This is a genomic window from Polaribacter filamentus (assembly GCF_002943715.1).
Taxonomy (GTDB): Bacteria; Bacteroidota; Bacteroidia; order Flavobacteriales; family Flavobacteriaceae; genus Polaribacter; species Polaribacter filamentus.
Window position 1 is genome coordinate 19,255 of record NZ_MQUA01000013.1, and the last position, 19,917, is coordinate 39,171.

General features: G+C 31.9%; 21 protein-coding genes. 7 read left to right on the forward strand and 14 right to left on the reverse strand.

The window, feature by feature from the left end; translation table 11 throughout:
• Positions 1 to 2: 2 nt before the first annotated feature.
• Positions 3 to 497 carry a TlpA family protein disulfide reductase gene (locus tag BST83_RS02130; RefSeq protein ID WP_104808376.1) on the reverse strand — a complete coding sequence of 165 codons (495 nt, stop codon included), beginning with the start codon at positions 495 to 497 and terminating at the stop codon, positions 3 to 5.
• A gap of 83 nt (positions 498 to 580) precedes the next feature.
• Between BST83_RS02130 and pyrF the strand changes: the two genes are divergently transcribed.
• Together pyrF and BST83_RS02140 are read left to right on the forward strand one after the other, a co-directional pair.
• Positions 581 to 1,408, forward strand: a complete 828-nt coding sequence (gene pyrF / locus BST83_RS02135) for an orotidine-5'-phosphate decarboxylase (protein ID WP_104808377.1) — start codon at positions 581 to 583, stop codon at positions 1,406 to 1,408.
• Complete coding sequence (locus tag BST83_RS02140; protein ID WP_104808378.1) at positions 1,398 to 2,186, forward strand: ABC transporter substrate-binding protein; 789 nt, start codon at positions 1,398 to 1,400, stop codon at positions 2,184 to 2,186. The genes pyrF and BST83_RS02140 overlap by 11 nt, the downstream gene beginning before the upstream one ends.
• A 9-nt stretch (positions 2,187 to 2,195) precedes the next feature.
• On the opposite strand, the gene BST83_RS19760 is transcribed toward BST83_RS02140, so the two are convergent.
• The 5 genes from BST83_RS19760 to BST83_RS19765 form a co-directional block, all read right to left on the reverse strand.
• Positions 2,196 to 2,372, reverse strand: a complete 177-nt coding sequence (locus BST83_RS19760) for a hypothetical protein (protein WP_170062717.1) — start codon at positions 2,370 to 2,372, stop codon at positions 2,196 to 2,198.
• Between the two features lie 108 nt (positions 2,373 to 2,480).
• A complete protein-coding gene (locus BST83_RS19560; RefSeq protein WP_146092189.1) occupies positions 2,481 to 2,564 on the reverse strand; it encodes a hypothetical protein in 84 nt (27 codons plus the stop codon).
• Between the two features lie 11 nt (positions 2,565 to 2,575).
• On the reverse strand, positions 2,576 to 4,114 hold the full coding sequence (locus BST83_RS02145; protein WP_104808379.1) for a glycoside hydrolase family 16 protein: 1,539 nt from the start codon (positions 4,112 to 4,114) through the stop codon (positions 2,576 to 2,578).
• Between the two features lie 101 nt (positions 4,115 to 4,215).
• On the reverse strand, positions 4,216 to 4,926 hold the full coding sequence (locus BST83_RS02150; RefSeq protein ID WP_104808380.1) for a DUF4197 domain-containing protein: 711 nt from the start codon (positions 4,924 to 4,926) through the stop codon (positions 4,216 to 4,218).
• Positions 4,927 to 4,982: 56 nt separating this feature from the next.
• Positions 4,983 to 5,147 (reverse strand): C1orf53 family protein, encoded by a 165-nt coding sequence (locus BST83_RS19765; RefSeq protein WP_170062718.1) that lies wholly within the window; start codon positions 5,145 to 5,147, stop codon positions 4,983 to 4,985.
• A 35-nt stretch (positions 5,148 to 5,182) separates the two neighbouring features.
• Here BST83_RS19765 and BST83_RS02155 point away from each other — a divergent pair, with 35 nt between their 5' ends.
• Positions 5,183 to 5,368 (forward strand): hypothetical protein, encoded by a 186-nt coding sequence (locus BST83_RS02155; protein WP_104808381.1) that lies wholly within the window; start codon positions 5,183 to 5,185, stop codon positions 5,366 to 5,368.
• A gap of 136 nt (positions 5,369 to 5,504) precedes the next feature.
• On the opposite strand, the gene BST83_RS02160 is transcribed toward BST83_RS02155, so the two are convergent.
• Together BST83_RS02160 and BST83_RS02165 are read right to left on the reverse strand one after the other, a co-directional pair.
• The gene (locus BST83_RS02160; protein ID WP_104808382.1) at positions 5,505 to 6,947 is read right to left on the reverse strand and encodes a flavin-containing monooxygenase; all 1,443 of its coding nucleotides are present in this window, start codon (positions 6,945 to 6,947) and stop codon (positions 5,505 to 5,507) included.
• A gap of 6 nt (positions 6,948 to 6,953) precedes the next feature.
• Positions 6,954 to 7,232, reverse strand: coding sequence for a DUF4174 domain-containing protein (locus BST83_RS02165; RefSeq protein WP_104808383.1), 279 nt, complete (start codon positions 7,230 to 7,232; stop codon positions 6,954 to 6,956).
• Between the two features lie 102 nt (positions 7,233 to 7,334).
• Between BST83_RS02165 and BST83_RS02170 the strand changes: the two genes are divergently transcribed.
• Positions 7,335 to 8,378, forward strand: a complete 1,044-nt coding sequence (locus BST83_RS02170; RefSeq protein ID WP_104808384.1) for an IS5 family transposase — start codon at positions 7,335 to 7,337, stop codon at positions 8,376 to 8,378.
• 88 nt (positions 8,379 to 8,466) lie between these two features.
• Here BST83_RS02170 and BST83_RS02175 read toward each other — a convergent pair whose 3' ends face one another.
• Genes BST83_RS02175 through BST83_RS02185 form a run of 3 tightly spaced genes read right to left on the reverse strand, consistent with a single transcriptional unit; the run spans position 8,467 to position 12,472 of the window.
• Complete coding sequence (locus BST83_RS02175; RefSeq protein ID WP_104808385.1) at positions 8,467 to 8,652, reverse strand: hypothetical protein; 186 nt, start codon at positions 8,650 to 8,652, stop codon at positions 8,467 to 8,469.
• Positions 8,653 to 8,694: 42 nt separating this feature from the next.
• Entirely contained in the window at positions 8,695 to 10,521 is a 1,827-nt protein-coding gene (locus tag BST83_RS02180; RefSeq protein ID WP_104808386.1) for a Xaa-Pro dipeptidyl-peptidase, read from the reverse strand.
• 16 nt (positions 10,522 to 10,537) lie between these two features.
• Positions 10,538 to 12,472, reverse strand: a complete 1,935-nt coding sequence (locus BST83_RS02185) for a CocE/NonD family hydrolase (RefSeq protein WP_104808387.1) — start codon at positions 12,470 to 12,472, stop codon at positions 10,538 to 10,540.
• Between the two features lie 111 nt (positions 12,473 to 12,583).
• Between BST83_RS02185 and BST83_RS02190 the strand changes: the two genes are divergently transcribed.
• The 3 genes from BST83_RS02190 to BST83_RS02200 all read left to right on the forward strand — a co-directional run bounded on the left by BST83_RS02190 (position 12,584) and on the right by BST83_RS02200 (position 16,151).
• Positions 12,584 to 13,174, forward strand: a complete 591-nt coding sequence (locus BST83_RS02190) for a DJ-1/PfpI family protein (protein ID WP_170062719.1) — start codon at positions 12,584 to 12,586, stop codon at positions 13,172 to 13,174.
• A 194-nt stretch (positions 13,175 to 13,368) separates the two neighbouring features.
• On the forward strand, positions 13,369 to 13,962 hold the full coding sequence (locus BST83_RS20105; protein WP_205853541.1) for a hypothetical protein: 594 nt from the start codon (positions 13,369 to 13,371) through the stop codon (positions 13,960 to 13,962).
• Positions 13,963 to 14,189: 227 nt separating this feature from the next.
• On the forward strand, positions 14,190 to 16,151 hold the full coding sequence (locus tag BST83_RS02200; protein ID WP_104808388.1) for a YgiQ family radical SAM protein: 1,962 nt from the start codon (positions 14,190 to 14,192) through the stop codon (positions 16,149 to 16,151).
• Positions 16,152 to 16,202: 51 nt separating this feature from the next.
• Here the strand turns inward: BST83_RS02200 and BST83_RS02205 are convergent, their stop codons facing one another.
• The 3 genes from BST83_RS02205 to BST83_RS02215 form a co-directional block, all read right to left on the reverse strand.
• On the reverse strand, positions 16,203 to 17,390 hold the full coding sequence (locus tag BST83_RS02205; RefSeq protein ID WP_104808389.1) for a BaiN/RdsA family NAD(P)/FAD-dependent oxidoreductase: 1,188 nt from the start codon (positions 17,388 to 17,390) through the stop codon (positions 16,203 to 16,205).
• Between the two features lie 104 nt (positions 17,391 to 17,494).
• The gene (locus BST83_RS02210) at positions 17,495 to 18,943 is read right to left on the reverse strand and encodes an FAD-dependent oxidoreductase (RefSeq protein ID WP_104808390.1); all 1,449 of its coding nucleotides are present in this window, start codon (positions 18,941 to 18,943) and stop codon (positions 17,495 to 17,497) included.
• A gap of 59 nt (positions 18,944 to 19,002) precedes the next feature.
• On the reverse strand, positions 19,003 to 19,824 hold the full coding sequence (locus tag BST83_RS02215; protein WP_104808391.1) for a class I SAM-dependent methyltransferase: 822 nt from the start codon (positions 19,822 to 19,824) through the stop codon (positions 19,003 to 19,005).
• Positions 19,825 to 19,917 lie beyond the last annotated feature (93 nt).

A 19,917-nucleotide genomic window follows, 5' to 3' on the forward strand; every position in this document is an offset into this window, starting at 1 on the left:
ATTTATCTATTCGCTTTTAAAGCTTCTTTTATTTTTTCGTCGGATGCATCTGTTGCTTTAAAAAGTTTAATTTCTCCGGTTTCATCAATAACCATATAGCGTGCAATCCAGTTTAAATTGATGAAATTTACAAACTCTCCATCATCCATTCCATCAGGTAGATTGTAATGCTCACCAACTAAATTATATTTTTCAATCGCTCTTTGCCACGAAGGATTACTTCTATCCACAGATAAAAAAAGAAAAACTACATCCGGAAATTCTTTTTGTAATTCTTTTATTTTTGGAAAACCAACAATGCAATCTTTGCACCAAGAAGCCCAAACATCAATTAAAATTTTTTGACCTTTCTTATAATATAAAACTTCTCTTAAAGTAGTTTTTGAGCCGTCTAAACCAATCAACATTTCCTTATAAGCTTCATCAGAAAACTGAGTTGGCTTTTCTGAATTACAACTGATAAATACGATAAAGAGTAAAATAATTATTTTTTTCATGTAAAATTTGTCTATTAAAAAGGGATAACTTACAAATGTTGTATCTTAAAAATAGTACTTTTGCATAACTTTAAGCACAATTAATGACAACACAACAATTAGTAGCGCAAATTAAACAAAAGAAATCTTTTTTATGCATTGGTTTAGATGTAGATTTAAATAAAATTCCTGCACATTTATTAACGCTAGAAGATCCTATTTTTGAATTTAATAGAGCTATTATTGATGCAACACATCATTTATGTGTAGCATATAAGCCAAACACCGCTTTTTATGAAGCATACGGAATTAAAGGATGGCAAGCGTTGGCAAAAACAATTTCGTACATCAACAAAGAGTATCCAGAAATTTTTACAATTGCGGATGCTAAAAGAGGAGATATTGGCAATACTTCAACAATGTACGCAAAAGCTTTCTTTGAAGATTTAGCATTCGATTCGGTTACTGTTGCACCTTATATGGGTAAAGATTCTGTTGAGCCTTTTTTAGCTTTTAAAAACAAGCATACCATTATGTTGGCATTAACTTCTAACGAAGGTGCCTTTGATTTTCAAACAAAAAAAGTGGGTGAATTAGAATTGTATAAGCAAGTTTTAGAAACTTCTAAAAACTGGAAAAACGCTGAAAATTTAATGTATGTTGTTGGCGCAACAAAAGCAGCGTATTTTAAGGAAATAAGAAAAATAGTTCCTACTTCTTTTTTATTAGTTCCGGGAGTTGGTGCACAAGGAGGAAGTTTACAAGAGGTTTGTAAATATGGTTTATCAGAAAATATTGGTCTATTAATTAATTCTTCTCGTGGAATAATTTATGCCTCGAAAGGCATTGATTTTGCTATAATTGCTGCTGAAAAATCAAAAGAATTACAAACTGAAATGGAAACGATTTTAAAGGAATTCTATGGAGTTTAAAGACCAATTAAACACCACTTTGGACATTAAAAATACCCCAAAAAGAATTATTTGTTTAGTACCAAGTCTTACGGAGTTGTTAGTAGATTTAGGTTTGGAAGATGACATCGTTGGTGTTACCAAATTTTGTGTTCATCCAAGTTCTTTGTTAAAAGAGAAAATAATTGTTGGTGGTACAAAAAACATAAAGGTTGATAAAATAAAAGCACTTCAACCCGCTATTATTTTGTGTAATAAAGAAGAAAACACAAAAGAAATTGTTGAAACGTGTAGACGAATTACAACAACACATGTTTCGGATATTTATACAATTACAGATACTTTAGAGCTTATTCATCAATATGGAAAACTCTTTTCTTGTGAAGCAAAAGCCGAACACTTAATTTTAGAAATACAGCAAAAACAAACCGATTTTATAGATTTTACAGCAACTAAAAGTATAAAAAAAGTTGCTTATTTTATTTGGAGAAAACCTTGGATGGTGGCCGCAAATAGCACGTTTATCAATCATCTTTTGAGGCTTAATAAGTTCGAAAATATTTATAATGAACAAGAAAGATACCCAGAAATTGACTTAGAAAAACTAAGAAAAAAAAATCTTGATGCTATTTTTCTATCTTCTGAACCATTTCCTTTTCAAGAAAAGCACATTATAGAACTTCAAAAAAAATTCAAATCAACAAAAATAATTTTAGTCGATGGTGAATATTTTTCTTGGTATGGTTCAAGGTTAGTAAAATCTTTCGATTATTTTAAGATGCTACACAGTCAACTTTAAAAGAGTATCTCATCTATCTAAATAACTAATTTGATTCAGTTTTTTAAGCAGTTTCATTGCTTTAAATGCAGCTAAATCACTAATAGATTCATCTTCAAATCTGTAATCATTAGATTTCTCCACAAGATTATCATACCTTTCTTTGAGGTGTTTTTTAAAGCTGTTAAATTGATTCTGGTTCTGCATGTTTATTTTATTTGGGGAATTATTAAGGTAAATATAATGAAAAATCACATTCAAAAAACCAATAGTTCAAAATAAAATAAACTTTTCATAATTGTAATAAATTCATCTTTAGTTTTTTATAATTTTAAAAAACTTTGAATTTGATTTCATTTCAAGTTTTAATAAATAAATTCCTGTTGTTAAAAAAGAGATATCATGTGTTTCTAAAGTGGAATTTTGATTAAAAGTATGTAATTTTTTCCTACTATGTTATAGATAATTACCTTTGATGCAACATCAATATTTGGTATTTTAATAGTTAATTTATTATTTACAGGATTAGGAAAAACGAGTACGTCTGTTAAATTGTCAATTTCAAAAAGAGAAGCTGTAGATTCTTGATAGACTCGCACGTAATCTATTTCCATAGCACTTTCTGTGAAATTTGCAGCAATGTTTGGCAGAATAGCCACATTAAACAATAAATATTGCGGCGCATCATAAGGCCAATTTTCAATATTCTTATTTTCTGGATTATAAGTGTAATGTACAATGTCATCAACACTAAAAACCATTTTAGTGGCGTCCCAAACCATGGTATAGGTGTGAAATTCAGTTGATGCATTTGAAATTTTTTGTCCACCTTTGTTAATAGTTCCGCCAGAACTTGATCTATTATGCATAGCACTTTGTACAAAATCTTGATTGTCTCCCCAGTGCTCAATAATGTCTATTTCACCACAATCTGGCCAAGGAGTATTTCCATGAGTTGATGCCCAATACCCGCCAGTTTCAGTTATATTCTGTCCTAACATCCAAAGCGCAGGAAAAGTACCTAAACCAAAAGGCATCTTTGCTCTGATTTCCACTTTACCATAAGTAAAGGCAAATTTCGAATTTAATCTAGCTGAAGTGAAATTTTTAGAATTCTTATTATTTCCTTGGTAGGTTTCTCTTTTTGCTAAAATTTTTAAACTACCATTACTAATGAACGAGTTATCAATTCTATCTGTATAATGTTGCACTTCACCATTAGCCCAAGAATTTCCACCTAAAATTGGATAGGTCTGTTTAAACCACCTAGTATTATCCAGATCTACAATTTGCCCATCTACTCCGTCAAATTCATCAAACCAAACCAAATTATCAAAAACAGGATCTGTGCCAGAATTGTTACGCTCAGCTATTGTTCCATCATATAAAAAATCATCAATATAAGCTGTAACTTTACTCGTATTATTTTCATCATTAATCTGAATTAAGACTCTATTAAAATCTTTTCTATTAATAGGGTTTCCTGAGTTATTGTTGATGTTTATATAGTTGTCAGTAGCAAAATCAAAAGTGATGGTTTGCCATTGATTTAAAACGATGTTCTTAATAATTTCTGATTGTGTAGACCAAGCTTCAGAAATTTTTGAATTTTGTAATTTTAATGAAATTTGATTGTTCTCAGAACCTGTAATACTAGCAGAAGGAACATAAATTTTTAAAGAAAAAGTGTTGTTTGTTGATAAATCAAAATTTGCAGGAATATCAAAACGAACATTTGCATATTCGCCCCCTTCATCTGTATATTTTAAAACCGTCTTAGAATTATTTACACCTGTTTTAAAAGGATTTAAAAAAGCTTTATCCATTCCGCAATCATCACCAGCCCAAGTTGTAATTGTTCCATTTCCTTCAAAATCATCAACAACATTTTGTTGAGAAAAAATGGATGCAAAAAAAGTAAGTGCTAGTAGCGTAAATAAATTTTGCATTCTTTGTAATTAAGGTTAGTTTACAAATATAAGGTCATGCTAACCCTTTTTCATGAAAAAGAACCTATACAAAAACCATACAGAGGTTTAAAATCATTGATTTATTTATTATCTTGTAATGCAAATACTTGTTTTAATAAAGCGGTAGTTCTTAAGCTTACTTTTTCTCTAATACCTTTCTCCTCAACTTCAATCATCGTAAAAACACCTTTTAGGGCCTGGTTTGTAACATAACTAGTTAAATCTGGATTTGCTTTAGCCACAAACGGAATAGAATTGTATTTAGAAATTAAGTTGGACCAAATTTTATCTGCTCCAACTTTAGAGAAAGAATCATTTATAACGGGGCTAAAACTACTATACAAACTTTCTGAAGTTTTAGTCTGTAAATAACTAGTTGCTGCATTTTCATCGCCTAATAAAATATTTTTAGCATCATTAAATGTAATTTCATTAACCGCATTCACAAAGATAGGAGTTGCTGTTTTTACAGCATCCTCTGCAGCTCTATTAAGAACTTTAATTCCTTCATCTGCTAAATTGCTTAAACCAATTTTACGCAAACCATCGTCTACAACTTGCAACTCTTCTGGTAGCAAAATTTTAACTAAATCGTTTTTATAAAACCCATCTTGTGATGTTAGTTTAGAAACTTGATTTTTTATGCCTTTATCTAACGCTTGTTTTAATCCGTTGCCAATTTGTTCTTGAGATAAACCAACACCATTTGGTAATTGATTAAGAACATTTTGCAATTCTGCACAACCTACAAACTGAATAGCAATCACTAAAACTAAAATTTTTTTAATCATGTATCTAAATTTAGACTTTCTTTATTTGAAACCTTTTTGATTAAAAAGTCACTTTTTTATTTAAAACTATCTGTTTTTTTATCATATCCAAAAGGGCAATGTTTACAACCATTTTTACAACAATATCCTCTTTTTAAGTGATATTTTTCAGTAAAAACTCTATAACCTTGTTCATTAAGATAATAATCGTCTTTTTCTAGCTCTACTTTTGGTTTAAACATGCTGCAAAAATATGGCTTTTTAAAATTTAATTGTATTGAAAGCGTTATATTTATTCAATTATTTAATTAGGAAAAACTTTAAAAATAAAATTGTGGTAATTATTGGTGCAGCTTCTGGAATGGGAAAAGTGTATGCTTTAGACTTTGCAAAACTTTGTTTTAAACGCGCTCTTTTTGATAGTGAAACACGTTATAAAATGTACCTAAAAAAAGAAGCCTAAAATTGTTTATGGTAACAACGCTTTTAAAGTTTGGTTTGGGGTAAATTTTATACCCGTAAAATGTTTTCTACCTTAACTTTTTAAGGATATTAAAAAAAATAGAAACAAAGAAGATTACAAAAGTTTTAATCAAAATTTATCGAATAAACTCTAATCTTTTATCTTTTACAGTGTCCATTCTTAAAGCTTTAAAATCTAAAATATAATTTTGATACAATCGCCATGGAAACTTGTCTCCTTGTTTTGGAAGGATGTCTTTAGCTCTGTGAATATACCCGGAATCTAAATTAATTAAAGGCAATGTGCCTAAGTTTTCTTCTAACACTTTTGCACTCACTGATTTGTAATTAGTTTTATCTAAATATTTTAATAGCCTTGAAAGATATTCGCTTGTTAAATCGCTTTTTAAAGTCCAAGAAGCATTAGTATATCCTGTAAAAACGAAAAAATTTGGCAGTTCACTGAGCATTAAACCTTTGTAAATAAATTGTTTTGTAATATCAAAAGGAATACTATTTATCGAAATTTTTGCGCCACCAAAAGGCAATAATTTTAAGCCAGTTGCGCTAATAATAATATCTGCTTCCAAAATTTCTCCTGATTTTAAAAGAATCCCGTTTTCAATAAAAGTATCAATAGTATCGGTAACTACCGCTGCTTTTCCTTTTTTAATAGCTTTAAAGAAATCGCCATCAGGAACCAAGCAAAAACGCTGATCCCAAGGTTTGTAATCTGGCGTAAAATGAGGTTCTAAAGGTAAATCTCCAAGCTCTTTTTTGATGCCTTTTAAGACCATCTTCTTCATCGTTTTTGGGTACTTTTTACAAAGATTATAAAAGAGCATATCCGCAAAAATATTTTTAGCTCTTATTAATTTATGAGCAATTGTAACCGGAAAAATTATTTTGACAAAACGAGCAATTTTATCTTTATTTGGCAGAGCTGCAATATATGTAGGCGATCTTTGTAACATGATTACTTTAGCAACGTCATTTGCAATTGAAGGCACAATAGTAACCGCAGTTGCCCCACTGCCTATAACGACTACTTTTTTGTTTTTATACTCTAAATTTTTATCCCACTTTTGTGGATGAATAAATTTGCCCTTAAAATTTTCTAAGCCTTTAAATTCTGGAGTATAACCGTCATCATAATTATAGTATCCGCTACAATTAAAAATAAATTGTGAGGTATAAAGCTGTTCTTCATTTGTTTTAGGGTTGACAGTTTTAACAGTCCATAAATTCTGTGAAGTATCTAAATTATAAGAAACTACTTTTTGATTAAATGTTATTTTTTCTTTAACATCATATTCATCAGAAGCTTCATGTAAATAGTTTAAAATTGAAGGAGCATCTGCAAAAGATTTATCATCATTCCAGGTTTTAAAAGAATAACCAAAAGTGTACATATCAGAATCTGAACGAATTCCGGGGTATTTAAATAAACTCCAAGTGCCCCCAATTTCTTCCCTGGCTTCGAGAATTTTATAGGTTTTATTCGGATTTTTTCTTTGCAAATGACAAGCTGCACCAATTCCCGATAAGCCCGCACCAATAATTATAATATCAGAATTCATAAATAATTATTTGTTTTTTAACTTTAATTCTCTTTGCCTCATTGGCATTCCGTCAATAATAGTAAATAATTTTTCTACGGATAAAATTGCTGTTTGAGATACTTTTATACCTCTATCTAAACCAATTAATACTATTTTGAAAGCTGTTTTCTCTGTATTAAATTTTTGATATAAATCTGGTGATTGACTCCAGTTTTCATCAGAATCAGATTTAAAAAAATTAGGTAGCGCTTGAAAAACTTTTAATTCCCGTTCTTCAAACTCAGTACTTTTATTTTTTAACAATTCAAGACCGTTGCAAGGAAGTGCCTAAAAAAAACAAAAATAACACGTAATTATTTATGTTAAATATGTGATTGTAAGTATATTAAGTTGTAAATTTAGTGTATGAAAATACAAAAACAACCAACTTTAGCCGATAGCATTTGTGATTTACGAGCAAGAAAAATTAAAAAGACATTTTTCACCCAAATAAACACCCTTATCGATTGGGATACGATCTCTATCCTAATAAATAATGATTATTTAAAAGGAAAAAGTGCCACTGGCAAGCCTTCTTATGATGGGACATTACTTTTTAAAATGTGTCTTTTACAAAGTTGGTATGGTTTAAGCGATTATGAAGTTGAAGACCGAATAAATGACAGTCTTTCCTTTAGTTATTTTTGTGGGATGACCATTGAACAGGTTGCTCCAGATCATAGTACTTTAAGTAGGTTTAGAACCGCATTAACCAAAACACAAACCTTCGAAAAATTATTTACCTCCATAAACAAACAGCTAGAAGCACATAATATCATTGTAAAAACAGGTTTAATAATAGACGCTAGTGTAATAGATACGCCACTTAGACCAAAAGGAAAAACAAATTTTAAGGTAACCGAAGACCGCTGTGCAGACCAAGTAGAAGTACACAAAGAATATCCAGATAGTGTCGATAAAGAGGGTACTTGGTTAAAGAAAAGAGGAAAGTACCATTTTGGGTTTAAAAAGCATCATGTAACGGATAACGAAGGACTCGTTCTAGGAGTACTAACCACAACTGCCAGCAAAAATGAGATTGCAAATTTGGAGGAAGTTCTAGAAACTGTAAATGTAGCATTACCAAAAGGCATCCCTCTAAAGGCAGATAAAGGGTACCAATCAAAGAAAAATGTTGCGATTTTAAAGAAGCGTAATTTAAAGAATCATATCCTTAAAAAGGCGGTAAAAAATAAACCGTTAACAAAATGGGAAACTAGATTCAATAAATTAATAGGAAAAACAAGGTTTAAAGTAGAACGTACTTTTGGAGGAATAAAATTATGGTTTAAAGGTGGAATTGCAAGATACAGAGGGATGAAAAAAATGCATACACAAAATTTGATGGAGGCAATATGCTACAATTTATATCGAAGTCCAGGGATATTTGCGTCTAATTGTAAAAATTAAGGAAAAATGAAGCCTAAAAAAGGCATTTACTCACTTAAAATAGAAAAAAAATAGCATAATCGATGTTTTAGCTAAAAAAAAGGGAACTCTAAAAAGTAAAATTAATTAAGTTCGCTTTTTGCAACGGTCTTAATTCAATTTGATTAATAAAATCGGCGTTGTTTTTATCGTTCGTACTAATAATTAAAATTCTGTGTTTTCCCAAATATTTTTTAATATTCTGACTAATAGAAACTGGCGTTATCAATAAAAACAACAGATATAATCTTTTCATCGGTTTCTGTTTATTATAAATGAATCTCAAGAATTTTAAAAACTATTCAACAGCTTTTTTAAAAGCATTTTCGCCACCAACAATAGGTATTGTTATTGTTGTTTCTGGTAAATCAATCGTTAATTCAGTTCCTGGTTTTGGTAATAAAGTGTAATTATTATCACTAGAAAAAATCATCAAACCAATTTGTTGTCCTTTTTTAATAATCTGATCATCAGGTTGTAAGTCAAATTTCATTTCGTAAAATTTACCAGTTTTTAAAGGAGCGCTTTTAGAAATTGATTCGTGATTTTGTAAATCTGCCCAACCGCGAGTTATTATATTATCGGTGATTTTAGAATTTCTGCCAGTATTCCAAGGCAAAGAAACTAAATATACAGATAAGTTTACCGCAGCTTTAGAGCTCGAAGCTTTTATAGTAATTGAAGCCAAACCAGAAATATGGATATCTTCTTTTAAAACCGGAGTAACATATAATAAACGGTGATTTGTATAAGCTGCTTGGGCTAGTACTTCGGATGAAAATGAATAATTATCTACCAAAGTTTCTTTTCCTTTCGATTTTGAGCTATCAGTAGATAAATTTCCTGTTTCTGGAGCGCCAGCTTCTAAATAAAAAGTAACCGGACTTGCCTCTGGGTTAGGATATTCTTTATACGCCGTTGGTTCTTCTCTTTTGTCATCCTCTCTAACTATCCAAGCTTTCGAATCGTTTTCTACATCGTTTTTAACACCGTGTAAATACCGCGTAAACCAACGATTCATCATTTTCATTGGTGGTGGTCCTCCGTGTCCATTTTGATGATAATAAATCTGAGTAGGCAAGCCCATTTCTGAAGCTTTCTTATAAATTCTATAACTGTGTTCTGGCATCACATTCCAATCATTAAAACCGTGAGACATTAATAAAGCGGCTTTCATTGGTTTCATATCATTTATATAATCACGTCCAGCCCAAAAATCATTGTAATCGCCAGTCATTCTATCCATGCCATTTGCCATTTCAGTATCACGAACAACTTTATTATTTCTTGCTCTATTTTCTTCTTTTCCACTATGGATAAAATCGTATAAAACATCAATATCTTCTCCTAAATAGCCGCCAGGAGAGCGCACCAATCCGTTAGAACGATAATAATGATAATAGGAAGTATTTGGCGCCACAGGAATAATTGCTTCTAAACCTTCAACGCCAGTTGTTGCTGCAGCTAAAGGAATTGTGCCATTGTAAGAAGTTCCTGTCATTCCTACTTTTCCCGTAGACCAAAATGCGGTTACAGTTTCAGTTCCTTCTCTAGAAGTAAATCCTTTTGCACGACCGTTTAACCAATCTATCACTGCCTTCGGAGCTAAGGATTCATTATCGCCACCAACTGTTGGCGCACCGTCTGATAAACCGGTTCCTGGTGATGATGAATGCACCACAATATATCCTAAAGGAAGCCAAGTTTTTACTTGAGAATTTGAAATAATTGGGCGTTCGCCTCTTCTTTGCACTTCCACGTGCGTTCTTGGGTTTTCTTTTGCGCCAATTTCGTGTTTTACTTCCCAAAATAAACCTGGTGCATCTCCAGCTGTTCCTGCATAATATGGACTAGACTCGTAAACTACAGGTAATTTTAAACCCTCTGTTTCTGTTTGTTCTGGTCTGGTTACATCTACGTGCATTCGGTCTAATTTGCCGTCTCCATCTGAGTCAAATGCAGTTTCTACCCATAAATCGTGTTGAATCCATTTTTCTGGATTGTTAAAAGCTTCTACAATTTGAGCTTCCCCATCTTTAAAAATAGGTACTGCTTTCTCTTGCGCTTTTATCGAAAAAGCGATAAGAAATAAAATGATAAATTGAATTTTGATGTTATTTTTCATGTTAAAATTTGTTGGGTTATTTTAGTATTGAAAATTCGATTGAAGAATCTGTGAAAACAGTATGTGTTTGCGTTTTAAAATCTTTTTCGTTTGCTTTATAGATATTATCTACGTAGGTCTGCGGATTTAAATCGATTAAAGGAAACCAGGTACTTTGTAACTGAATTTGTACTTTATGCCCCTTTTTAAACGTGTGAAAAACATCTTGCAATTTAATGTTTACATCCGTTTTTTTATTGGGCATAAAAGGTTCTGGGTGTTCAAAACTATTTCTAAAACGACCACGCATTACTTCGCTACGAACCATTAAATGATAATTACTCATTTTTAAATGGTCTTGCATTTTATCATTATTTTCTGCTGCATCCGCAGGATGAACATCAACGACTTTTACAATCCAATCAGCATCAGTTCCCGTGGTAGCTACTTTTAATTTTGCTAAAATATCTCCCGCTAAGGTGAAATCTTCGGTTAAAATATCCGTTTCAAAAACCAATACATCGGGTCTTCTTGCTGCAAAACGCTGATCGTCTGTCATGTATTTTCTTGGCGTAAAAACAGTTTTAATATCTTCAGAATACGGAACGGGTCTTTTAAGATCACTAATAAATTTTATTGCTGCTGTTGATTTTTTAGTTGCTGTTAATTCTTGATTTTCTGATAAAAACCAATCTTGTTTCACCATATTGTTTGGTGGCCAAGCATTGTAACTTTTCCATTCTTTTTTACCTGAATCGAAAACATACGCTTCTGGCAATCCAGAGTTTTTATCTCCTTTTCCTTTTAAGAAATGATTAAAGAATTTTGTTTCAATTTCTTTTTGAAATTTTAATGAAATAGAATCCCCAAAATAATAATTACCCACATCATTTCTAACAGCAGAACTTGCCCATTTTCCATGATCCCAAGGGCCAAAAACGAGTGTGTTGTAATTTTCTTTTCCGTTTTTTTCTATGCCTTTATACGTTTCTAGGGGGCCATATAAATCTTCTGCATCAAAGAAACCACCAACAATCATGGTTGCCACAGAGCTAGGTACTTTATCCATATGTTGTATAATTCCTTTGCTTTGCCAAACTGAATCGTAATTAGGATGTTCAATAATTTCTTTCCAGAAAAAATCATCAATTCTGTCTTTATTTTCGGCCGTTTTTACATCTAATTTATCATATTGAAAATATTCATTCAAGTTTTTTAAAGGCCCTTTGTCTAAGAAAAATTGATATTGATCTTGAGTTTTCATTTCTGGTAAAGAATACCAAGCCGAATCCGTTGGCGTGTCTTTGTAGGTTCCAAATAACGGAATAGCTCTAAAATAACTCAATAAAAATGCACCATTATGATGAAAATCATCAAAGAAAAAATCGCCAATACAGGCTTGAGGAGAAGCTGCTTTTAGGGCTGGATGCGCATCAATAGCAGAAATTGTTGCGTAATGCCCAGGATACGAAATTCCCCAAGTTCCCACATTTCCATTATTGTTTTCTACGTTTTTTACCAACCAGTCAATCGTATCATAGGTGTCAGAAACTTCATCAGACTGATTTTCTTTTTTATTTGGGATGTAAGCACGCATATTATCATAAACTCCTTCGCTCATCCATCGCCCACGAACATCTTGATACACCACAATATTACCTTCTCTCATTAAATGAACATTCGGACTAATTTTGGTTTTCATTTTTCCTTCTCCATAAGGCGCAGAATTATAAGGAGTTCTTTGCATTAAAATAGGATATGTTGTGCTTTTATCATTTGGAGTGTAAATGGTTGTATGGAGTTTAATCCCATCTCTCATTACAATATCAACCTCTTTTTTAGTGTAGTTCTCCACAACAAAAGTGTCTGTTTTTTCTTCAGTTGCTAATTTTTTTTCCGTTTTTGGAGTACATCCGATAAAATAAATAAAGGATATAGCTATAAAAAAGAGCCTTAAAGTTTGGTTTTTCATTGTTTGATTTATTAAGTTTTGTTAAATCTACGAAACTAAAAAGAGTTAGTGATAAATACTTTTGTTAAAATGATTAATAATACTTTCATTCAACTTATAAATTTTAAATTGATGAAAAACAATTTATTTCTCTTGTTTTTAGTGATTTTTTTAGGATTCAATTCTAAAGGGAATACAAATATTGATAAAGAAAATGATGAAATAGTAAATATAGTGGAGCAAAATAAAACATTTCCAAAACTCGAAAAAGATAGATATAATCCAGCTTTTTTAATAATGGATGGAACTTTTAATAGAGAGTTTACGGCTCCTTTAGATATTTTTCAGCATACCATTTACAGAGAAAATATAAAAGCGATGAATGTTTTTAGTGTCATAAATTCTGATAGCTCAATTACCATTTTTGAAGGAATGAGAATTCTCCCAAACTTTAATTATTTAAAAGATTCGCTACCAAAAAAAGATATTTTGGTAATTCCTTCTGCAGAATATCATTTAGGTACTTATTTGGAAGACATAGCGATGATTGATTTTGTAAAGAAAATAGGTAAAGAAGCGTTATTTGTAGCATCGCATTGTGATGGAGCATTTCTGTTGGCAAAAGCAGGATTATTAAGTAAAAAAGTTTCTTATTTTCCAAGTGATATGAATAAAATGAGAGCAATGTTTCCAAATTTAGATGTTAGAAAAGATGTTGCGTAATCTTTAGCTGGTGGTTTGGTTATTGATTGGAATGTAGAAAAAGTACCGCAGTTAAAAATAAAGTAATAAAGTGTTATTTTGCAATCAGTTTTTAAGCCATTGAAGAATCTCATTATGAAGAAAGCGAAATTGAAATAAGCGTAACACGCTATTAAAGTAAAATACGAATCTTTAATTTTTTAAAAGGTACTATTATGGATGAAGAAATAAGGCAAATTCCGCTATTTATTAAAGCAGAAGAAATTTATATCTTGGTTTGTAAGGTTTTACTGCTAGTTGAAGAAAATGGGGATAAAAATGATCTTGCAAATAATATTTTAAATGATTACAAAAATTCTCTTAAGAGTAGTGCTTTTACTATTGCTGGAAAAATAGTGAATGCTCATAAAGAAGATATGTTGTACCACAGTAGAATGCAAAATGTCGCTATTATAAGAAGTGAGGCTCATTATATTTTAACGAGTATATCTGGTTTAAAGATTTGTGGATTTAAAGAGCATGATTATTTAGACTTAATTAGAGATGAAATTGAAGCATTTAGAATTTTATTTACAGAATGGGTAAAAACTTTTAATGTATCGAATTATGTAATCGACAGATGGGGTCTTTTTAATCCGCCAGGAATTAATTTTGACGATTTTGATATTGATGATGAGCTGCCTTTTGATGACCCTTTTGGTGATGAAGATTATGATCCATCAGGAAATAATTTTGACGATTTTGATATTAATGATGATTTTGATGACGGTATTGATGACGAAGATGAACTTCATGAATTGGTGTCGTAAACATTTAAAGATTTGTTTTTAGTAAATTGTAATAAAATAGATAGGTTTTCTAAAAGGTCATAAACAAGCCTAGCCCTGATTGAACGGCTTGTTTGAGCTCTTTTTTATTCCTATTTAGGATAAAAAAAGCGAGTAGTGAAAGCAGGAAATAGCTTCAAATCTCATAAAAAATTACATTTGTTAAATATTGTTTTATTCAATTAAATTTCTTGTATTTTTGCAAAATTATGGAGAACACTAAAAGACATCAATTAACAGACTGGTTACCAACTACAAACAAGGAAGTTAAAATTCGTGGTTGGGAAGAATTGGATGTAATTCTATTTAGCGGAGATGCTTATGTAGATCATCCGTCATTTGGACCTGCTGTAATTGGTCGTATTTTAGAAAGTTATGGTTTGCGAGTGGCGATTGTGCCACAACCAAGTGTAAATGACAATTTGCAAGATTTCGAAAAATTAGGAAAACCTCGTTTGTTTTTTGGCGTGACTGGGGGTTGTATGGATCCTATGGTTAGTAATTATACTGCAAATAAAAAAAGCCGTGATAAAGATGCATACACTCCAAATGGTGATAAGGGTTTTAGACCCGATTATGCAACTTCGGTATATTCTAAAATATTAAAGGAAAAATTTCCGGATGTTCCTGTTTTAATTGGCGGAATTGAAGCTTCTTTAAGACGTGTAACTCACTATGATTATTGGTCTGATAAGTTGTTGCCAACTATTTTGGAAACCTCTAAAGCAGATATGTTAGTGTACGGAATGGGCGAGCAACCTTTGCGAGAAATTGTAGAATTATTGCAAAAAGGGGTGCCGTTTTCGAGTCTAAAAAACATCAAACAAACGGCTGTTTTAATTGATGAAAATAAAGAAAAATTACCTTTTGTAAACGATTGGGAAGATGTAACAATAAATTCTCATAAAGCTTGTTTGGCCGATAAAAAAACATTTGCTTCAAACTTCAAAGTGATTGAGCAAGAATCAAATAAATTGAAAGCGCGTAGAATTCTACAAGAAGTGGAAGGAAAAACGTTGGTGATAAATCCGCCTTTTCCTACAATGACAGAAGCAGAAATTGATGGTTCTTTTGATTTGCCTTACACACGTTTACCGCATCCAAAATACGACAAACGTGGGCCAATTCCTGCGTTTGAAATGATAAAATTTTCTATCAATATTCATAGAGGATGTTTTGGAGGTTGTAGTTTTTGTACAATTTCTGCGCATCAAGGAAAATTTATTGCTAGTAGAAGTCAGGAATCTGTTTTAAGAGAAATTGATAAAGTGGCAAATATGCCAGATTTTAAAGGTTATTTATCTGATATTGGGGGCCCATCTGCAAACATGTATCAGATGAAAGGAAAGGTACAATCTATTTGTGAGAAATGTGTTGCACCAAGTTGTATTTCGCCTGTAGTTTGTTCTAATTTAGATACGTCTCATAAACCTTTAACGGATTTATACCAAGCAGTTGATAAGCATCCAAAGATTAAAAAATCGTTTATTGGAAGCGGAATTCGACATGATTTATTAGTGCCAGAATTTAATAAAAATGCAGATCCAAAAGAATTAGATGCATATACGGAAGAAGTGATGACCAAACATATTTCTGGGCGATTAAAAGTTGCGCCAGAACATACTTCTGATCCTGTTTTAAAATTGATGCGTAAACCTTCTTTTAAATATTTTCACCTCTTTAAAGAACGTTTCGATAGAATCAATATCAAGAAGAAATTAAACTTACAATTGATTCCGTATTTTATTTCTAGTCACCCAGCAAGTGAAGTAGAAGACATGGCAAATTTAGCTGCAGAAACTAAAGATATGGGCTTTCAGTTGGAGCAAGTGCAAGGTTTTACACCAACGCCAATGACAGTAGCAACGGTTATTTATTATTCTGGATACCATCCATATACGCTAAAACCAACGAAGACTCCAAAGACGAAACAGGAGCGTGAAGATCAACATAAATTTTTCTTTTGGTATAAAAAAGAAAATAAAGAATGGATTAAAAACACGTTGAATAAAGTTGGAAGACACGATTTACTTCAAAAATTATTGCCAGAAAATAACTCTTGGAAAAAGAACAAAACTGCTCATAAAATAGCACAACACACTTTTGATGATGCCATTCCTTTTAATAAGAGAAAGAAAAAGGTGAGTAGAGCGCCTAAAAGTGCAAGGTAGTAGCAATTTTAATAGCATAGGTTATCTAAATGGTTGACTAAATTAGTTTGGTCAATTATTTTTATTTAAATGATTTGCCAGATAAACACCAATACTTGCGCTTCCCTGCAATAAATAACCGCCAGTTGGTGTATCCCAATCTAACATTTCGCCAATGCAATACTGATTAGAAATTTTTTTAAGTTCAAAATTTTCAGAAACTGCGTTTAAATCAATTCCGCCAACGGTAGAAATAGCTTCATCAATAGCTGCCATATCAATTATTTCTAAAGGAAATTTTTTAATGTTTCTCACTAATGCATCTACATTTAAATAAGATTCTTTAGAAAGATATATTTTTAGTAAATCGATTTGCGCAGTAGTTAATTTGAGTTCTTTTTTTAAAACCTGCGTTGTATTTTTAGCGTTAGATAATTTTATTTTTGACAAAATGTTTTCTGATGTTAATGAAGGCTTAAAATCGATAAAAATTTTTGCTTTTGAACCTGCAGACAATTGTTTTCTAATTTGCGGACTTAATCCATAAATAGCATTTCCTTCTAGGCCAAAATTTGTGATAACCGCTTCTCCTTTCTGAACTAGATGATTGCAATAAATTGCGATATTTTTTAACGGAGTTCCCTCGTGCTTCTGAATAAAACCTGATTTCCAATCAATTTGATATCCGCAGTTAGAGGCTTGAAATTCTTTTGTTTTTACGCCTTTTTCAGAAAACGTATTAAGCCAACTACCATCAGAACCTGTAACTTTCCAACTACTTCCGCCCAAACAAAAAATGGTGTAATCTGTTTTTAAAGTTTTAGTATTGATAATTGGGTTATTACTAGCATCCCAATCAGAAAAAGTTTGATTATATTTTATCTTAACTCCTTTCTCTTTAAGGTTTTTAAGCATCGCATTCAGCACTTCAATAGGTTTAATTCCTTCTTTTGGATATACTCTTTTACTGCTTCCTATGTAGGTTGGAATTCCTATTTGTTCTAGCCAATTTCTAAAATCATTATTTGTAAAGCTGCGTAAAGTTTTCTCTAAAAAATCATCTGGAGTATATCGTTTAATAAGCGCTTCCATAGGCTCTGAGTGTGTTACATTAAAACCACCTTTACCCGCAACTAAAAATTTACGACCAGCCGTTTTGTTTTTTTCATAGATGGTGATCTCAAACTTTTCTATGTCTAAAAAAGCAGCGAGAAGAAAAGAAGAAGGTCCGCCTCCAATAATGGCAATGGTTTTTTTCATGTTATTGTATTTATCTCTTCTTACTACGGTATCCGTATTATTTAATTTTAGAAATATGCAACTGCGTTTCTTTAGTTAACTCTTGTTGTAATTTAGTTGTAAAGTTATTCATCTTTTTTCTTCCGATGTTTTCCTCTTGGGCCATCACCTTTATACATCACAATTTCAGAATGTAATAATTTTGCAGCCTCTGCAGAACTCTTCACTTTAGAAGCACTTCGTTCTAACATTTCAGTTTCAAACTTAGTTAATATACTTTTTCGTATTCCAATTTCCTTCCATTGAGATACTGGTTTGCATCCTTTATATATTTCTCGAGCTAGAGATAATGCATCTAACAGGGCTTGATTTGCACCTTGACCTTTAAACGGACTCATTGGATGCGCTGCATCACCGATTAAGGTAACTTTAGTTCCTTTTTTTAATAATTCGGTATTTAGTAATTTGCGATCGTACACAGGATAACCAGAAATTTGAGTTTCTAATGTTGCTGCTACAATCTGCGGAATTGGGTCATGCCACTGAGTTCTTAGACACGCTTCTTCTTTCAGAGCTTTTACACCTTTACTATGAAGTTCTTTAGCCTCTTTTTCTGATATAGGAAAACTCAATTGCCACATGATAGCATCTGAACTATACGGCATCATATAAATCCTTTCAGTACCGTTGGCAGTTTGAAATACGGTAGCCGAATCGAGTAAAGAACTTTCTACGCCTTTTAAATTTTTTAAAGGACAAATTCCCAAAATCACAATACAACCTAAATAACGTAAAGGAGTTGTTTCTTCTCCAATTAGTAAATTTCTTACGGTACTTCTAATTCCATCTGCTCCAACGACAAGATCCGCTTTGACATTTATGATTTTGTCTTTTACTTGAAATTTTAGATTTACATTTTTGCTATCGAAATCACTAAAACTTAATAATTGATATCCCCACTTTACGGAGTTTTGTCCGTTGAGCTGCTCAAGTAAAGTTAAACGTAAAGACTGCCTCGCAATATGTATATTGGTTCGTTTAGGAGATGTTTTGGTGTCTGATCGTCCCCATTTTCTAATTCCCCATTCGCCGATGATTTTTCCATCAGTAGTATGAACCACATGTTTAGTAGAAATTACGCCTTTTTCTAAAGTAGGAATTCCTAGTCCAGCCATGGCTTTGCTTGCTTGTTGCAGGGTGAGTCCGTAGCCCTGAGACCGCGTATCAAAACTATGATCTCTCTCATAAAGCGTAAAAGGAATTCTACGATGCAAACAAGCTACTGCCAGAGCAACTCCACCAATTCCGCCGCCAATAATAGCGATATGTGGGTAGTTTTCGTTGTCTGCTATAGGATGATTTGTAGCGTGAATTAATCCGGATCCATTACAATCTAAACAAGAATAAAGTTGACCTTTAGGGCGAGCTGGCGGGGTTTCCTTGCCATTAGATTTTTTAAATTGCGCGAACTCCAGCGGGTAGTTGAGTATAGCTTTTTTACGAAGACTTTTCCTCTTTTTGCCAGTGCCTTTGCAGTTCTGACAAACAGTCCAATGATCTTCTTTTTTTTTCAACTACCTTATTTTTAATTATTTAGTGTATTTTTTTAAATTTAATTTTGGAAATAAAACAACTACTTCTTAACAGCAATCATCATATGCGGACTAAACGGCAACAAATATTGATCATTTTGAGTAAGAGTTTGCAAGGTTTTTAACGTTTTCGATTTTCTCTTATCTAGCATATTTGCAAAATATTCATTGTCTAACCAAATCATTCCTTCAACCGCAAAAAGATTTATAAAGTTGAGGTTTTGCTCTAAAAATTCTGCTTTTAAATCTTGTGGTTTATGATAAAAAGCATCCGCTAATAAAAAAGGAAAATCTTTTGGTGCATTATGAATTCCTGTGGTGAGTTCTTCCTTGCACATATCAAAAAATGAGTTTGCATGAATCATTCCGTTCATTAAACCAACTACCGTAGACGCTGTTGCGTTAATTGCGAAACCTAAAATAATTCCGCCTTTTTTTAAAACTCTTTTGGCTTCTAAAATTGCGGCAACTCTATCTTCCCTTTTTTGAAGATGGTATAAAGGTCCGTGGAGAATAACCAAATCTGCCGAATCAGTTTTGAAAGGTAACTTTTTAGCTTCGCCGATGGCAACAGAAAAAGGGTTTTTTAACTTATTTGCTCTTTTTTCTGCGAGTTTAATGTGTTTTAAAACAGGTTCAACTAAATGAACATTGTGTCCTTTTTTTGCTAACCATTCAGCATATTTCCCTGTTCCGCCACCAACATCAATAATTGTTGCTTTCGGGCTGGAAATATGAAGTTCTATGAGTTCTTTAATACGTTCAAATTCAAAAATCCCCATTCCTTTTTCAAGTCTGGTTTCTTCGGATGCTTTGTTGTAAAAGTCATCTAATTCTTTGCTGATAAGTGTTTTCTTTTTCACCTTAATTATTTAAAGGATAAAAGTACTTAAATTAAAGTGAAAATTGAAGAGTCATTGCCAGGAACGAAACAATCGGTCAATTATAAAATAATG

Coding starts and splice junctions, on each gene's coding strand:
- BST83_RS02140 (WP_104808378.1), top strand. CDS start 1,398: ATGGAGTTTAAAGACCAATTAAACACCACTTTGGACATTAAAAATACC.
- BST83_RS02205 (WP_104808389.1), bottom strand. CDS start 17,390: ATGAAAAAAACCATTGCCATTATTGGAGGCGGACCTTCTTCTTTTCTT.
- BST83_RS02185 (WP_104808387.1), bottom strand. CDS start 12,472: ATGAAAAACCAAACTTTAAGGCTCTTTTTTATAGCTATATCCTTTATT.
- BST83_RS02160 (WP_104808382.1), bottom strand. CDS start 6,947: ATGAATTCTGATATTATAATTATTGGTGCGGGCTTATCGGGAATTGGT.
- BST83_RS19765 (WP_170062718.1), bottom strand. CDS start 5,147: ATGTTTAAACCAAAAGTAGAGCTAGAAAAAGACGATTATTATCTTAAT.
- BST83_RS02175 (WP_104808385.1), bottom strand. CDS start 8,652: ATGAAAAGATTATATCTGTTGTTTTTATTGATAACGCCAGTTTCTATT.
- BST83_RS02170 (WP_104808384.1), top strand. CDS start 7,335: ATGAAAATACAAAAACAACCAACTTTAGCCGATAGCATTTGTGATTTA.
- pyrF (WP_104808377.1), top strand. CDS start 581: ATGACAACACAACAATTAGTAGCGCAAATTAAACAAAAGAAATCTTTT.
- BST83_RS02190 (WP_170062719.1), top strand. CDS start 12,584: ATGAAAAACAATTTATTTCTCTTGTTTTTAGTGATTTTTTTAGGATTC.
- BST83_RS02150 (WP_104808380.1), bottom strand. CDS start 4,926: ATGATTAAAAAAATTTTAGTTTTAGTGATTGCTATTCAGTTTGTAGGT.
- BST83_RS19760 (WP_170062717.1), bottom strand. CDS start 2,372: ATGCAGAACCAGAATCAATTTAACAGCTTTAAAAAACACCTCAAAGAA.
- BST83_RS02130 (WP_104808376.1), bottom strand. CDS start 497: ATGAAAAAAATAATTATTTTACTCTTTATCGTATTTATCAGTTGTAAT.
- BST83_RS02200 (WP_104808388.1), top strand. CDS start 14,190: ATGGAGAACACTAAAAGACATCAATTAACAGACTGGTTACCAACTACA.
- BST83_RS02145 (WP_104808379.1), bottom strand. CDS start 4,114: ATGCAAAATTTATTTACGCTACTAGCACTTACTTTTTTTGCATCCATT.
- BST83_RS02180 (WP_104808386.1), bottom strand. CDS start 10,521: ATGAAAAATAACATCAAAATTCAATTTATCATTTTATTTCTTATCGCT.
- BST83_RS20105 (WP_205853541.1), top strand. CDS start 13,369: ATGGATGAAGAAATAAGGCAAATTCCGCTATTTATTAAAGCAGAAGAA.